This window comes from Propionivibrio sp. (genome assembly GCF_047602565.1).
In the GTDB taxonomy this organism is placed as follows: Bacteria; Pseudomonadota; Gammaproteobacteria; order Burkholderiales; family Rhodocyclaceae; genus Propionivibrio.
On record NZ_JASGGX010000001.1, the window covers coordinates 1,274,010 to 1,286,923 of the forward strand.

A 12,914-nucleotide genomic window follows, 5' to 3' on the forward strand; every position below is an offset into this window, starting at 1 on the left:
TTATCCATCGGAGAGGAATCATGAAACGCTTTTGGATCATCCTTGGCTTGCTTACTATGCTGACGATTACGACCGGTCCTGCTCGTGCACAGGGAATTCCTGTCTACGACAACCTCGCTGTGGTCCAGCAGATTCAACAGGTCGCGTCCTGGGCGCAGCAGCTCAGGGCCATGGCGGACCAATACCAGCAGCTGGAGGGACAGTTCCGGGCGTTAACCGGCAGTCGGGGCTACGGCAACATTTTCAACAACCCCCTGTTGCAGCAGTACCTTCCCGCCGAATGGCAGCAAGTCTACGGACAGATCCGCCAGGGCGTGGATGCCCTATCCAGCGGCGCGCAGGCGTTCAGGCACCAGATCGGCGACACCCGCAGTTGCTCCATGATCGCCGATACCAAGGCTCGCATGAGCTGTCAGCAGGCCATCGCTTCGCCGTACCAGACCTACGATGTTTTCCAGAGTGCGCTGAACATCGCTAACCAGAAGCCGCAACAGATCCAGTCGCTGATCGGCCAGATTCAGACCACCGAGGACCCCAAGGCCATCGCCGAACTGCAGGCCCGCATCGCTGGCGAGCAAGCGGCTATGCAGAATGAACTGCTCAAGGTTCAACTCTCAGTGCAGATGGCCGAAGCGCAGAACAAGCTGACCAAGGAACAAGCCGAGCGGGATCGGTTGAATGGCATCCGCAAAGCTGGGAATGATTCTCTCAAACGACTTCTTGGAAAATAATTCATGAAAAAAACACTCGTACTGACTTTGAGTCTGATTGCCATCGCCCTCTCAGCCTGCCAGAAGACGCCAGAGGAAAAAAGGAAGGAAGAGATCGCCGCCGCCTTGGACAAGGCCACCAGCAAAGAGGAAATCCAACGTCTGAATGAAATTAGAAGGCAAGGAGATGAATCTTTGAAAAAACTCCTTGGTGATATGAAAAAAGGTAGTTCTACGAAACCAGAGAAATAAAGAAGTCTTATCATGAAAAAAACACTCGTACTGACTTTGAGTCTGGTTGTCATCGCCCTTTCAGCCTGCCAGAAGACGCCGGAGGAAAAAAGGAAGGAAGAGATCGCCGCCGCCTTGGACAAGGCCACCAGCAAAGAGGAAATCGAGCGTTTAAACGAAATTGGTAGGCAAGGAGATGAATCTTTGAAAAAACTCCTTGGTGATATGAAGAAAGGTAGTTCTACGAAACCAGAGAAATAAAGAAGCCTTAAAAAGTCAGCGAGAATACTAACTGCCTGCGGGGTCCTCTCCCCCCGCAGGTGAATTTGCAGCCGTTGCGTATGCGACGGTGTAGCTGCGCGCCTACGCGCATAGGAGAGGATAAACATGGAAATCTATGTTTTCAGGAACATCGGCGGCATCATCGAATCCAGCCTGGTTGAACCGGCACAGCAAATCGCAGAATCACTTTCGGGCAACCTGATTCCATTCGTTGCCATAGGCATAACGATATGGGTGATGGTTTATGCACTAGCCATAGTGCGAGGTGTGGTTCATACACCCGTCAGTGATTTTGTCTGGCGCATCGTCAAAATCACTCTGATCCTATACCCCGGCATTGCCGGCGGCATCTTTCAACCCGAGGCCTTCGGGTTCTACACTGAAATTTCCAATGCCATTTATAACGCCGTCAACCAGGGAGGTGGTGGCGTTTGTGCCATTTCGGAGAACGATCCAATGGGCATTTATAGCGCACTCGATTGCGGCGTCAACCAAAGCCTCACACCGCTATTCGAGGTCGCAGGCAAAGTCTTAGCGTTAGTAGCCCCAGCTGATGCCGGTTCATTGGACATCGCGGGGAATATCCTTAGTGCCATTGTCCCGTTTGCGCTCTTCCTCCTTATGTTCGCCGGCGGCGTGATTCTCGCCATTGCCATGGTCGCCTATATGGGATTCGAAGTCATTTCGTTACGCGTCACTGTCGGCCTGGCGTTCGCACTCAGCCCGCTGTTCATCTTTGCGTTGGCCTTCGAACCGATCAAAAGCTTCTTCTCGAACTGGCTCAATTTCGTCATCAAGTCGATCGTGTTTCAGGCGCTTTTCGTGACCTTCATGGGCGTAGCCTTTGGCGCTTGTGCCAACCTCGTCGGGCAAATGTTTGATTTTGCCCTCACAGACATAATCGGTGCGCTGTTTGCAGGTGCCTTTGCTCTGGTTAGCTTCATCATCATGATGGTGATCTTTGTCTTCGTCGCCGCCCGCCTCCCGAGCGTGGCATCGGAACTGACTGGCGGCGGCGCGGGCAGCGCAGGCCTGGGCACGATTTTGACCGCCCAGGCGGGAAAACAACTGTTCAAATGGACCGGCGGCAAGCTGGGCAGCATGATGAACAAACCAGGAGGAAAGATGACCGGTAACGACTAGCACATCGCTACAGATCAGGCACTGAACACTTAGTAGCACCAAGCAATACGCGGCATTGGAGTGCCGCCAGGAGATAGGAAATGTTCAAAAAGCTGACCACGCGCTCGGCCGCAGGGGCCGGCGCGCCATCGTCCGCATCTGGCGAACGTGTGGAATCGCTTCTGCAACAAAGCCAGGACTGGGAGGCCGACCGGATCGAGGCGCTCGAACGCTCAGAAGCCCGGGCCTGGAGCACCGTCCGCATCATGGGCGCGATCACCATCCTCGCCGTCGCCGCGCTGGTGGCGATGGTGCCGTTCTACAAGGTGATCGCGGCTGTCTTCGAGGTGGACCGCGCCACCGGCGAAGTGACGCAAGCCATCACGGACCCGTCCAAGATCACAGAAAACGAGCTGGTGGCCAAGAACATGCTGGCCAGCTACGTTTCCCGCCGCGAGCGGTACCACTGGACGCTCCTGGACGACGACTACGACGCCGTCCTGCAGATGTCGGACGAACACGTCGCGCGCGACTACAAGGCCATCTACGACGGCCCCAACGCCCTGGACAAGCGCCTGGGCGACGGTACGGACATCCGGGTCAAGATCGTCTCCGTCGAACTCTCCCCGAATGAGCCGGACAGGCGCGGCACCGTGCGCTGGGAACGCCGGACCCGGCGGAACGGCCGGGACGAGGGCGGCGTGGAACGGTTTTCCTCGACGATGTCGTTCAAGTTCGCGCCGCCCAACGTTTTCAAGCGCGAAAAGACCCTGATCGCCAACCCCATGGGCTTCAAAGTGGACGGTTACGCCGTGGCCAGCGTCTTCGTCAGCGAGGGCCGTAAATGACCGCCCTGCCCTTGCCTTCCTTGGGCAGCCGTCGATACAGCCGTACCGCTACAGTGCTGTCCCTATGCCTGACCGCGCTGCTCGCCCAGGGCGAGGCGGCAGCCCTCGGCGCCGACGCTCCCCGTTCATCGGAACCGGCAGCGGCGGACAAAGCAGCGGCGCCGGACACCGCAAACGCCAAGTCTCCCAAGGCCAAACCAAAGGCTGCCGGCCCCCGGACCGCCGGCGCCGGCAACCCGGCCGATCGCTGCGCGGCCCCCAGCCGCATCGAACTCTTCGAGCCGGGCCGAACCTATCGCCTCCAAGCCCGCCGGGGCTACGTCTCGGAAATCCATCTGGGCGCCGGGGACAGCATTTCCTTTCCGCCGGCGGGGGGCGACACGGATGGCTGGGATGTGGATAGCACCATCGGCTCTGCCGTCGTCACGGTCAAGCCCCGGCACAAGGCGGAGAATTCCAACCTGATCCTTCAAGCCGCCGGCCGCTCCTACCTGATCGCCCTCGACGTCATTCCTGAACACTCGCCGTGCAAGGGCGAATGGCAATTGTCGTTTCAGCTGCCGGCCCCGCCGGTGGTGCTGATGGCTGAGCCGCCGGCCCTCGTCGCGGCCCGGGAGGCGCGCGCCCTGCGGGAGGCGACGCAAGAGGTCCCGGTCGGGCGCAACTGGTCGTATTCGATGCAGGCCCTGCCCGGATCCGACGACATCGTGCCGACCGAAGTCTACGACGACGGCAGGTTCACCTTCATCCGGATCCCGGGCAACCGGGAACTGCCCAGCGTGTTCCGCATTTCCAGCGATGGCACCGAGAGCTTCGTGGAACGCCATATGGAAGGCCGGGATGTGATGGTCGTTCACGACGTCTCCCGTCAATGGGTGCTGCGTCTGGACAAGCAGACCGTCGGCCTGTGGAACGAGGCCTTCGACATCGAGGGCGTCCCTCCCGTCGCCGGTGCCCGTTCCGATCGGATCCAGCGTGTCATTCGCGGCGGAGAACAACTATGAGTGCCTCTAGTGAGAGCGGCACGCCACCCGCTGCCGACGAAGCCAAGCCCAATGAGATCGTGCCGGATCGCGGTTCGCCGCGCGTCCAGGCTCGGTCCGAGCCGAACCGATTCCTGGCGCTGGTCCCGACGGTGATCACGATCACGGTGATTTTGGGCGCCATCATCGGCGGTTGGCTATCCTGGCAGGCGCATCGCCAAGCGCAGGAGCAAAACGCCGATGGGAATGTGGCCAGCAAGACCTCCATCGGCAAGCGTCGTAACGACAACACCGAAGACTCCCCGCGCCGGCTCGGCGCCGACGGGGAGGACCCCGCCGCACAGAAACCGCCCCAGGTGCCCGCCGTCGAGCAGGAAAACCGACGTCAGGGCGCCTCCCCGGGCCAAGCCCAACCGATTCCCGTCCAAGGCAACGGCAACGGAGCCCCGGCAGCCCCGCCACGTAGCCGCTACGATGCCCCGATGCGTTTCGGCTCCAGCGGGCAGGACGCCTTAGCCACGGGCCAACCTCCGGCGTCCCCTGGATATCCGGGAACGCCGCCGTCCGCCATGAAGGCCGGCCCCGGTACCCGGCCGGACTACTCGGTTCCCCCGGCGCCGTCGTCGGCCACGCAGATCCCGCTCACCGCGGGGCCGGTCCCCAAAGGCGCCCTCAATCTCCAGACGCTCAAGACGCCGAAGGCCGAGGCCTCGCTGATCGGCAACCGCAATTTCATCCTCGCCAAGGGCGCCTCGATGGACTGTGACCTGGATACCGCGATGCGCTCGAACCAGCCCGGCATGGTGCGCTGCACGCTCATCAAGGACGTCTGGTCGGACAACGGGCGCGTGGTGCTGGCTGAACGCGGATCGTCGCTGACGGGCGAATACCACGCCAACGTCCAGCAAGGGCAGGCCGAAATCCAGGTGATCTGGAGTCGGATCAAGACGCCCTACGGCGTCGTCGTCAACCTCGCATCGCCGGCGACCGACGCCCTCGGCCGCGCCGGCATCGACGGCACGGTGGACAACCACTGGGGCCAACGCGTCGGCGCCGCCTTCCTGCTCTCGTTCGTGAAGGATGCCATCGGCTACGCGACGGCAACGAACGGCACCAATGCGGCAACGACGGGGACCGTCTACAACAACAGCGCCACGACTGGCGAGTCCATGGCCGACACCATCCTGAAACAGACCATCAACATCCCGCCGACCATCGAGCGCGCCCAGGGAACCCGGGTCAAGGTGTTCGTGGCGCGGGATCTCGACTTTTCCAGGGTGTACGAATTGAAACTGAACCGGGGGCCGCATGCTGATTAACGACGTTCCTATCGAGCGCGGCGCGGCGGTGCTCGCGCTGGCCGAGCCGATTCTGCTCCATCTGGCCCGGCCCGGCTTGACCGATCTCGTCATCAACCGGGCCGGCGTCGTCCAGGTTGAAACCGATCGGGGCTGGGAACGGATCGAGGATCCGGCCCTGGACCACGGCAAGCTGATGGCCTTGGCCACCGCGATCGCCACGTACAGCCACCAGAAGATCGGCGCCGTCCACCCGATCCTCTCGGCCAGCCTGCCGACCGGCGAGCGGATCCAGATGATCGTTCCCCCCGCCGTTGAGCCCGACACGGTCAGCTTTACCATCCGCAAACCCTCTTTCGAAACGCGCTCGATGGAGCAATACATACGGGACGGCCTGTTTGAAACAACCCGGTGGCGTGCCAAGGGGGCGAAGCGCGATCAACTGGAGCACAAGGACCGGGACCTGCTCGATCGGCTCGCCGCGCGGGACGTTCCCGCATTCTGGCGCGAAGCGGTCCTTCAACACCGCAATATCGCCATCGTCGGCGCCACCGGTTCCGGCAAAACGCTGTTCATGCGCATGCTGTGCAACCTCATCCCCGATCAGGAACACATCATCACGATCGAGGACGTCCGCGAACTGTTCCTGCGGCACAGCAATGTCGATCACCTGCTGTACAGCACAGGCGGCCAGGGCATGGCGAAGGTGACGCCCTCCGACCTGCTCACCGGATGCATGCGCCAGAAACCCGACCGGGTACTGCTGGCCGAGCTGCGCGGCGCCGAAAGCTACGATTTCCTGAAGCTGCTCACCAACGGCCATGACGGATCGATCACCAGCTACCACGCCGGTTCTCCGCAGGCCGCCATCGCCCGCTTCATCCTGATGGCCAAGCAGCATCCCGAAGCCGCGTCCTATTCGGCCGCCGACCTGAAGCACCTGTTTTTCTCGGCCATCGACATCGTCGCCCACATGGGCGTCGAGAAGATCTACGACGGCGACGGCCAGCAGATCGGCCGGCGCTGGCGGATGACCGAGATCTATTTCGACCCGGTGAAGAAGCTCGAATTCGCCTATGACGTCTGACCCCAAGGAGACCTCCGTGAAATCCATGACGCCGCGATGGCCGCGCCCGCTCGGGATGGCCCTTGCCTGCCTGTTGTCCGCCTGCGCCTCCTTCGCGCCGGAAAAGCCCCCGGTGCCGGACGGCAGTTCCCGCGTTCCGGTCAATCGCCTCGCCCGCGGTCCGGCCCCGGCCGGCGAGACGGCCGCACCGGCGGCCCGCCAGGCTCCGCCGGCCCGGCCGGCATTTACGCTCGAAGCCAAACCCGTAGACGGAAAAACCGTCCGGGTGTCCCTGCTCGCCACCCTGGAGAAGATCGCCCGTCACACCGGCCTGCGTCTGCGCGACAACGATCTTGCCGACGAAATACTGCCCATCGTCCCCAGCGACGACCCCTTCGACGTGCTGCGCCAGCTGGCCGGCCAGACCCGCTACCGGATCGGCCTCGACCGCGCGACGGGCCGCCTGACCCTGAGCGGCGAGGAGCCTGCGGCCGGCATCGTCGTGCTGCGCGACGCCCAGCCGGTGCGGCAGATCGGCTCCCCGGTCGCCCTGGCGAAGATGCCCGGGAAATCGCTGCCGATGATCGAAGCCTTGCGGCTCCTGGCGCCGGCGGATTTCGAGATCGGCTACGCCGGCGACATCGATCCGAACATCCGCGTCAACCTCTCCCAGGCCACGAGCTGGCTGGATGGACTGGAGCGCGTCGCGATGCAGACGCCGTACCGGGTCGTTTTCGACTGGGACAAGAAGCTCGTCTATGCCATTCCTATTACGCCTGTCGCGGGCAAACCCAAGCGGAGCTGAGATGAACTACCTGTCTGTTTTCCCGACCCTGGCCCTGGCCGGCCTGCTCGCCGCACCGGCCCATGCCGAAACCTACGGCGAATCAGTACCGGACGAACCCGCACTGCCCGGCCACATCAGGACCGTGCCTCGCGCGACGCCGGCGGCCACCAGTCCCGCGATCGTCCCGGCGGCAGCGGCACCGTCCCCCGAGACCGGGCGCTGGCGCCTGAGCGCCGGCCACCTGGTCCGGCAGGACCTGACCAGCTGGGGCAAGACGAGCGGCTGGCAGGTGATGTGGCATCTGCCGCACGACTGGACGGTCCCGGCCGACACCGATTTCGACGGCGATTTCAAGGCTGCCGCCAGCGCCGTCATCCGCACCCTTGCGGAAAACGGCCTGGTCATCCGCGGCCAATTCTACGACGGCAACCGCACGCTGGTCGTCAGCGGGGCCGGGCCGGTCATTCTCGATCCTCAGTGAAGGACGTTCTCATGAAGCATTTTTCTTGGCTCTCCCTGATGCTGCTGGCCGTCAGCCTGGCGGCCTGCGTCAATTTCGATTCGACCCGGGCCCTGAAACAACGGACGACGGACGAGCTGCGCACCCGCATCGCGCAGCACGAGCAGAAACCGCCGGTGGTGACTTCCACGGCCGGCGCCTGGCTCGCCGGCCCGTCCGTGCAACTCGAAGAACCGCTGCATCCGGCCCTGAAGCAGCAGTTCGTCTACCACCCGACGCAGGCGGTCACGCTCTCCGAGGTCGCCTCCTGGATCACGCAACGCACCGGGATTTCCGTCAACATTTCCGAGCTGCAGGCCTCTGCCGGCAATGCCAACACGGCGGCGCTGCCCCCCGGGCAACCCGGCAGCGCCCTGCCCAACCCGGGTTCCTCCGGCGGCCAAGGACAGTACGGGCCGAACCGCGAAAGCATGTGGGCCATGCACCTCAACTACGAGGGCTCGCTGGCCGGCCTGCTCGACGTCGCCGCCAACAAGGCCGGCGCCTGGTGGCGCATGGCGAACGGGAGGGTCACGTTCTACCGGACGCTCTCCCGGACCTTCTACCTGCCGGCCATCGCCCGGAAGTTCAATGCCAGCTCCACCATCTCGACGACGTCGGGCAACAACAACGGCAGCACCGCGAACGCCACGACGAACCAATCGTCGCTCTCGTCTTCCGGCGGCATCGCGACGAACAGCCTCTATGCCGTGGACCTCTGGAGCGATCTCGAAAAAACCGCGGCCAAGGTCGCCGCCGGCGCCCAGATCGCCGTCAATCCGTCCGCCCGTTCGATCACGGTGACCGGCACGCCGGCGCAGGTCCGGCAGATCGAGGAATGGACGAAGAGCCTGAGCGACCAGCTCACCCAGCAGGTGGAAATCACCGTCCGCACGTTCAACGTCAAAGTCGAGCACGCCGACAACTACAACTGGAGTCCGAGCGTGATCTTCAAGTTGACGTCCGGCGTGCTGGGCGCCACCCTGACCGGCGCGCAGGCGCCCAACATCGCCTCGGGGATGACGGCCGCCCAACTGGGCCTCTCCATCTCGGGCAACGCCTTCGACGGGACCACCGCGGCCCTGCAGGCGCTTTCGACCCTGGGCGAAGTCGTCGAGACGAACAAGCAGACGGCGGTAACCACCAATGGGCAGCCGATCCTGCTGCAAACGGCCAACACGCAGGGCTACATCGCGTCCGCTTCCACGACCGCCACCACCAACGCCGGCACCACCGCCACGCTCACCCCGGACTCGGTCACGGCCGGCACCACGTGGGTGTTCCTGCCGCAGATCGCCAACGGCAAGGTCATCCTGGGGATGAACCTGACGCGCACCATCAACAACGGGTTCAAACCCTTCACGTCGGGGGACATCAAGGTCCAGACGAAGGACGTCGACTCCGACAGCTCCGAGCAGTCCGTTTCCCTGACGCCCGGCGATGCCCTGGTGCTGTCCACGCTCACCCGGGAAACCGGCAGCACCAACAAATCCGGCACGGGCAGCCCGGACAACCCGGTGTTCGGCGGCGGCTTCGCCAACGTCCGCGGCCAGGTGCTGACCGGCATCGTCATCAGCGTCCGCATTCTCTAACCCAGGGAGAACTCTCGTGTCGAATCCGAACATCCACCTCCTTGCCATCGCCTTGCTCGCCGGCCTGAGTCAACCGGCCTTCGCGATCGGCACCGCCCCTCCGGACGCCGCCCCGGCCGCGGCTGAATCCGCCGCCAAGCCGCCCCCTTCCCGCGAACCCTCGCCGCTGCCGGCGGGCGCCAAGTCGGCGACCAAGCTCGAACTCGACGCCCTCCGCACGCAGAACGCCCTGGCCGCCGAGCGGGCGAAGGCCCTGGGAGCGGCGAACGGCATCAGCGCCGGCCCCACCGTCCCGGCCGCCGATGCCCGTCCGATTGACGTGGAGGCCACGCCCGGCCGCGGCGGCGCCGCCGCCAATTCGGCGCGCGTCACGATGGTCGCCGGTCCCGTAGGGCAACTGGCGGCCACCATCATGACGGCGCGGGGACTGGTCGTCGCCCGCGCCGGCGACCGGGTGCCCGGGCTCGGCACGATCCGCGCGATCGCGGTCAATCAGGTGCTGGTCGAAGACGGCAAGCAGACGGTCTCGCTTCCTTTCGCGGCCGAGCCGGCCGGCAGCCTGATCCAGGGCGGCGCCCCGATGCCCGGAGGCGGGGGCATGCCGGGCGCGGGCCTGACCTACGGAGGCCGGTGAGATGCGGCGCCGGCCGAACGTGCTGCATCCGAACGTCGTCGAGATCGACGGCAAGCCCTATTACCTGGGCATGGAGTGGTATGCCTACCCCGAAGCGCCTGCCCGGGCGGAGATCCAGGAAAAAGCCGATCTCAAGGGTGCGCAATCCTACGTCCTGCGCGAGGGCGAGAGCGCGCTCCAGGTGGGCTTCTGCGCGCCGTCACTGGACGAGCTGCCCAAGGGCACCGTCAGTCTTGCCGCCTGCCTGGCCGACTCCGCCCTGCAGCCATGGCTGGGAACCTTCGAGGTCGCGCCGGGCCGGTGGTGGTACATCGCCGTGCGCGACCACAACGCCGTTCTGCCGGACGGCGACGTACTCGGCGACGAGCAGCAGGTGAAAGCGGCCCAGGACGCGCACAGCGGCTTCGTCGACTGGCGCTATCTCTCGGGCACCCTCGACGACCTGGCGCGCATGGTCACGGACACCAAGGCGAAAGGCGCCCGCCTGCGCTCGGTACGCACCACGCCGGGCGAGCGCCGGCGCCACGTGCTCGCCGCCGGTGCGGCCACCGTGATCGCAGCCGCGGCAGCCGCCGGCGCCTGGTACGTCAACGACCTGCAGGAACAGGAAGCCCTCCGGCAGCAACGCGCCCGCCAGGACGATCTTCGACGCGGCAAGATCGATGCGGCGAAAGCGGCGTTCGTCAGCCCCTTCTATCTGACGCCGGCGCCCGCCAGGCTGCTGATCGCGTGCCGCCAGGTATTCGCCGCGACGCCGATCAGCGACCAAGGCTGGACGTCCGACCGGATCACCTGCACGCCGGCCGGCGCCACGATCGAATGGATACGCGGCGAAGGCGCCTCGGTCCGCCACATGCCGGCCGGCGTCATTACCGACGACGGCGACAAAGGCACGCAGAACGTCGCCTTCACGCTCCTGCCCGATGCCGGAAGCGCCGACGGACTCGTCAAGCTCGACGAGGTCAGGCTGGCCCTGCTCGCCTGGGCGCAGGAAGGCGGATTTACGTTCAAGGCGACGCCGCTCCCGCCGCCCGCCATCCCGGAGGGCGTCGACGTGAAGGATCTGCCGCCGATCCTGCCGGCCCTGTCCTTCGTCATCGGTTCGAAGATTTCCCCGCTCGGGATGATCGAGGACTTCCAGAGCTACCCGGGACTGCGGCTGACCTCCCTGCAGGAGAGTCCGACCGGCTGGATCATCGAAGGAGCGCTCTATGGCAAACGATAAACGCCAGCTGGCGGGCCTGTTCCGCCGGCCGGCGCCTGCTCCGGCGCCGGACGTCGAAGCGGCCGCCGGCGTGCTCCTGGCGCCGCCGGCGGATCTGCAGAACGCGATCGCCGTGGATCTGCATGGCTCCCGCGCGACGGTGTACGTCAGCCAGGCCTTCGCCGGCAACCCGTTGTTCCTGACCTGGATCGCCAGCAACCGGGACCGCGGGACGGCGATCCAGGTACAGCACATCGGCGTCGAGGAAATCGCCGGTTACCGGACTCGTTTCGGCACGCCCGCGCACGAAGCCGATCTCGATCTGGCTGCCCGCAATCAGGCCATCGATCTGCTCAAGCAGGCCGCCGCCTACAAAGCCTCGGACATGCACATCCGCGTCAATGGCGAATACGGCGAGGTCCAGATCGTGGTCAAGGGAGAGCTCAGGATCCTGCACCGGCTGCCCCATCAGGCGGGAGAAACCCTCATCCGCGCGCTGTATCAGGGAGTGGCGCGCACCAAGAGCGACAGCCTGAAACCGACCGAATACCAGAATGCCCAGATTCCGGGGGACGTGTTCGGCAGCGAGGTGGGCGTCACCTCGATCCGTCTGGTGCGCGGCCCGTGCTACCCGGTCGCCGAAGGCGGCCAGTTCATGACCCTGCGCCTGCAATACCACGCTCGCCCCGCGGCGCCGCCCGGCGGGCCGGCTCCCCAAGCCGCGGCATGCGTGGAGCTGCTGCCGCTCCCGTTCCCGAAGCCGCCGCCGGGAGAACTCCATCTGCACCAGCTGGGCTACAGCCGGACGCAGATCGACAGGCTCGCCATGCTGATGGCGGCGCCTTCGGGGCTCGTGCTGTTCACCGGCCCCACCGGATCGGGAAAAACGACCACGATGTTCGAGTGCCTGTCCGAAATCGCCCGCCGGCGGCCCTGGGATCGCCAGGTCACGGCGGAGGATCCGGTGGAGTACCCGATGGACTGGGCCGTCCAGCTCGGCTTCACCGATTCCCGCTCCGACGTCGAAGCCGGCGCGGCTTTCCTGGAAGCGGTGCGGGTCATGTTGCGCATGGCGCCCAAGGTCATCCTGATCGGCGAGATCCGCGGCGCCGAGGTGGCGAGCGCCGCGATGAACGCGGCCATCACCGGGCATCTGGTCATCTCGACGCTGCACGTCGACGATCCCTACCTGTTCGTGGAACGCCTGGAGTTCATGGACCGGGCCCGGCTGCAGCGCGACGTGTTCTGCGACCCCAAAATCGTGCGCGGCATCATCGCGCAGCGCCTGATTCCCCGCCTGTGCCCGAATTGCCGGATTCCGCTGGGCGATGCGCCGGGAGAATTGCCCGAGCGCATCCTGGCCGGCCTGGCGGCCCGCGGGCCGCTCGCTCGGGTCATGCTGCGCGGCCCCGGCTGCAGGCGCTGTGCCGGCGACGGAACGCTCGGCCGGACGGCGATCGCCGAGGTGGTCGTCATGGACGACATCCTGGCGGCCGATTTCATCAAACACGGCACCGCCGTCGCACGCGCCCGCTATCGGCAACGTCCGGATGCCGATCCGTCCATGCTCGAAACCGCCATCGCGCACGCCCTGGCCGGCGAGGTCGATCCGCGGGCCGTGGAGAAGAACATCGATCTCATTCTGCCCCGGTGACGAT

At 65.0% G+C, this 12,914-nt stretch carries 14 protein-coding genes; all 14 read left to right on the forward strand.

Annotation, left to right across the window (positions count from 1 at the left end):
* Positions 1–20: 20 nt before the first annotated feature.
* The 14 genes from virB5 to QM701_RS05845 all read left to right on the forward strand — a co-directional run bounded on the left by virB5 (position 21) and on the right by QM701_RS05845 (position 12,910).
* A complete protein-coding gene (virB5, locus tag QM701_RS05780) occupies positions 21–731 on the forward strand; it encodes a P-type DNA transfer protein VirB5 (RefSeq protein WP_415166139.1) in 711 nt (236 codons plus the stop codon).
* Positions 732–734: 3 nt separating this feature from the next.
* Entirely contained in the window at positions 735–962 is a 228-nt protein-coding gene (locus QM701_RS05785; protein ID WP_415166140.1) for a hypothetical protein, read from the forward strand.
* A 12-nt stretch (positions 963–974) separates the two neighbouring features.
* The gene (locus QM701_RS05790) at positions 975–1,202 is read left to right on the forward strand and encodes a hypothetical protein (protein ID WP_415166141.1); all 228 of its coding nucleotides are present in this window, start codon (positions 975–977) and stop codon (positions 1,200–1,202) included.
* 126 nt (positions 1,203–1,328) lie between these two features.
* Complete coding sequence (locus QM701_RS05795) at positions 1,329–2,366, forward strand: type IV secretion system protein (protein WP_415166142.1); 1,038 nt, start codon at positions 1,329–1,331, stop codon at positions 2,364–2,366.
* A gap of 80 nt (positions 2,367–2,446) precedes the next feature.
* Entirely contained in the window at positions 2,447–3,193 is a 747-nt protein-coding gene (locus QM701_RS05800; RefSeq protein WP_415166143.1) for a virB8 family protein, read from the forward strand.
* Positions 3,190–4,197, forward strand: coding sequence for a TrbG/VirB9 family P-type conjugative transfer protein (locus tag QM701_RS05805; RefSeq protein ID WP_415166144.1), 1,008 nt, complete (start codon positions 3,190–3,192; stop codon positions 4,195–4,197). Before QM701_RS05800 ends, QM701_RS05805 begins: the two co-directional genes overlap by 4 nt.
* Positions 4,194–5,495 carry a type IV secretion system protein VirB10 gene (gene virB10, locus QM701_RS05810; protein ID WP_415166145.1) on the forward strand — a complete coding sequence of 434 codons (1,302 nt, stop codon included), beginning with the start codon at positions 4,194–4,196 and terminating at the stop codon, positions 5,493–5,495. The genes QM701_RS05805 and virB10 overlap by 4 nt, the downstream gene beginning before the upstream one ends.
* Entirely contained in the window at positions 5,485–6,561 is a 1,077-nt protein-coding gene (gene virB11 / locus QM701_RS05815; protein WP_415166146.1) for a P-type DNA transfer ATPase VirB11, read from the forward strand. Before virB10 ends, virB11 begins: the two co-directional genes overlap by 11 nt.
* 16 nt (positions 6,562–6,577) lie before the next feature.
* The gene (locus QM701_RS05820) at positions 6,578–7,345 is read left to right on the forward strand and encodes a hypothetical protein (protein ID WP_415166147.1); all 768 of its coding nucleotides are present in this window, start codon (positions 6,578–6,580) and stop codon (positions 7,343–7,345) included.
* Position 7,346: 1 nt separating this feature from the next.
* Positions 7,347–7,808 carry a toxin co-regulated pilus biosynthesis Q family protein gene (locus tag QM701_RS05825; protein ID WP_415166148.1) on the forward strand — a complete coding sequence of 154 codons (462 nt, stop codon included), beginning with the start codon at positions 7,347–7,349 and terminating at the stop codon, positions 7,806–7,808.
* Between the two features lie 11 nt (positions 7,809–7,819).
* A complete protein-coding gene (locus tag QM701_RS05830; protein WP_415166149.1) occupies positions 7,820–9,418 on the forward strand; it encodes a hypothetical protein in 1,599 nt (532 codons plus the stop codon).
* A 16-nt stretch (positions 9,419–9,434) separates the two neighbouring features.
* Positions 9,435–10,052 carry a hypothetical protein gene (locus QM701_RS05835; protein ID WP_415166150.1) on the forward strand — a complete coding sequence of 206 codons (618 nt, stop codon included), beginning with the start codon at positions 9,435–9,437 and terminating at the stop codon, positions 10,050–10,052.
* A 1-nt stretch (position 10,053) separates the two neighbouring features.
* Positions 10,054–11,277 (forward strand): type 4b pilus protein PilO2, encoded by a 1,224-nt coding sequence (gene pilO2 / locus QM701_RS05840; protein ID WP_415166151.1) that lies wholly within the window; start codon positions 10,054–10,056, stop codon positions 11,275–11,277.
* Positions 11,264–12,910: a GspE/PulE family protein gene (locus QM701_RS05845; RefSeq protein WP_415166152.1), complete on the forward strand. Its 1,647-nt coding sequence runs from the start codon at positions 11,264–11,266 to the stop codon at positions 12,908–12,910. Before pilO2 ends, QM701_RS05845 begins: the two co-directional genes overlap by 14 nt.
* Positions 12,911–12,914 lie beyond the last annotated feature (4 nt).

What these genes read in the sequence shown, in the direction of transcription:
- virB5 (WP_415166139.1), top strand. Translation starts at nt 21, where the DNA reads ATGAAACGCTTTTGGATCATCCTTGGCTTGCTTACTATGCTGACGATT.
- QM701_RS05785 (WP_415166140.1), top strand. Translation starts at nt 735, where the DNA reads ATGAAAAAAACACTCGTACTGACTTTGAGTCTGATTGCCATCGCCCTC.
- QM701_RS05790 (WP_415166141.1), top strand. Translation starts at nt 975, where the DNA reads ATGAAAAAAACACTCGTACTGACTTTGAGTCTGGTTGTCATCGCCCTT.
- QM701_RS05795 (WP_415166142.1), top strand. Translation starts at nt 1,329, where the DNA reads ATGGAAATCTATGTTTTCAGGAACATCGGCGGCATCATCGAATCCAGC.
- QM701_RS05800 (WP_415166143.1), top strand. Translation starts at nt 2,447, where the DNA reads ATGTTCAAAAAGCTGACCACGCGCTCGGCCGCAGGGGCCGGCGCGCCA.
- QM701_RS05805 (WP_415166144.1), top strand. Translation starts at nt 3,190, where the DNA reads ATGACCGCCCTGCCCTTGCCTTCCTTGGGCAGCCGTCGATACAGCCGT.
- virB10 (WP_415166145.1), top strand. Translation starts at nt 4,194, where the DNA reads ATGAGTGCCTCTAGTGAGAGCGGCACGCCACCCGCTGCCGACGAAGCC.
- virB11 (WP_415166146.1), top strand. Translation starts at nt 5,485, where the DNA reads ATGCTGATTAACGACGTTCCTATCGAGCGCGGCGCGGCGGTGCTCGCG.
- QM701_RS05825 (WP_415166148.1), top strand. Translation starts at nt 7,347, where the DNA reads ATGAACTACCTGTCTGTTTTCCCGACCCTGGCCCTGGCCGGCCTGCTC.
- QM701_RS05830 (WP_415166149.1), top strand. Translation starts at nt 7,820, where the DNA reads ATGAAGCATTTTTCTTGGCTCTCCCTGATGCTGCTGGCCGTCAGCCTG.
- pilO2 (WP_415166151.1), top strand. Translation starts at nt 10,054, where the DNA reads ATGCGGCGCCGGCCGAACGTGCTGCATCCGAACGTCGTCGAGATCGAC.
- QM701_RS05845 (WP_415166152.1), top strand. Translation starts at nt 11,264, where the DNA reads ATGGCAAACGATAAACGCCAGCTGGCGGGCCTGTTCCGCCGGCCGGCG.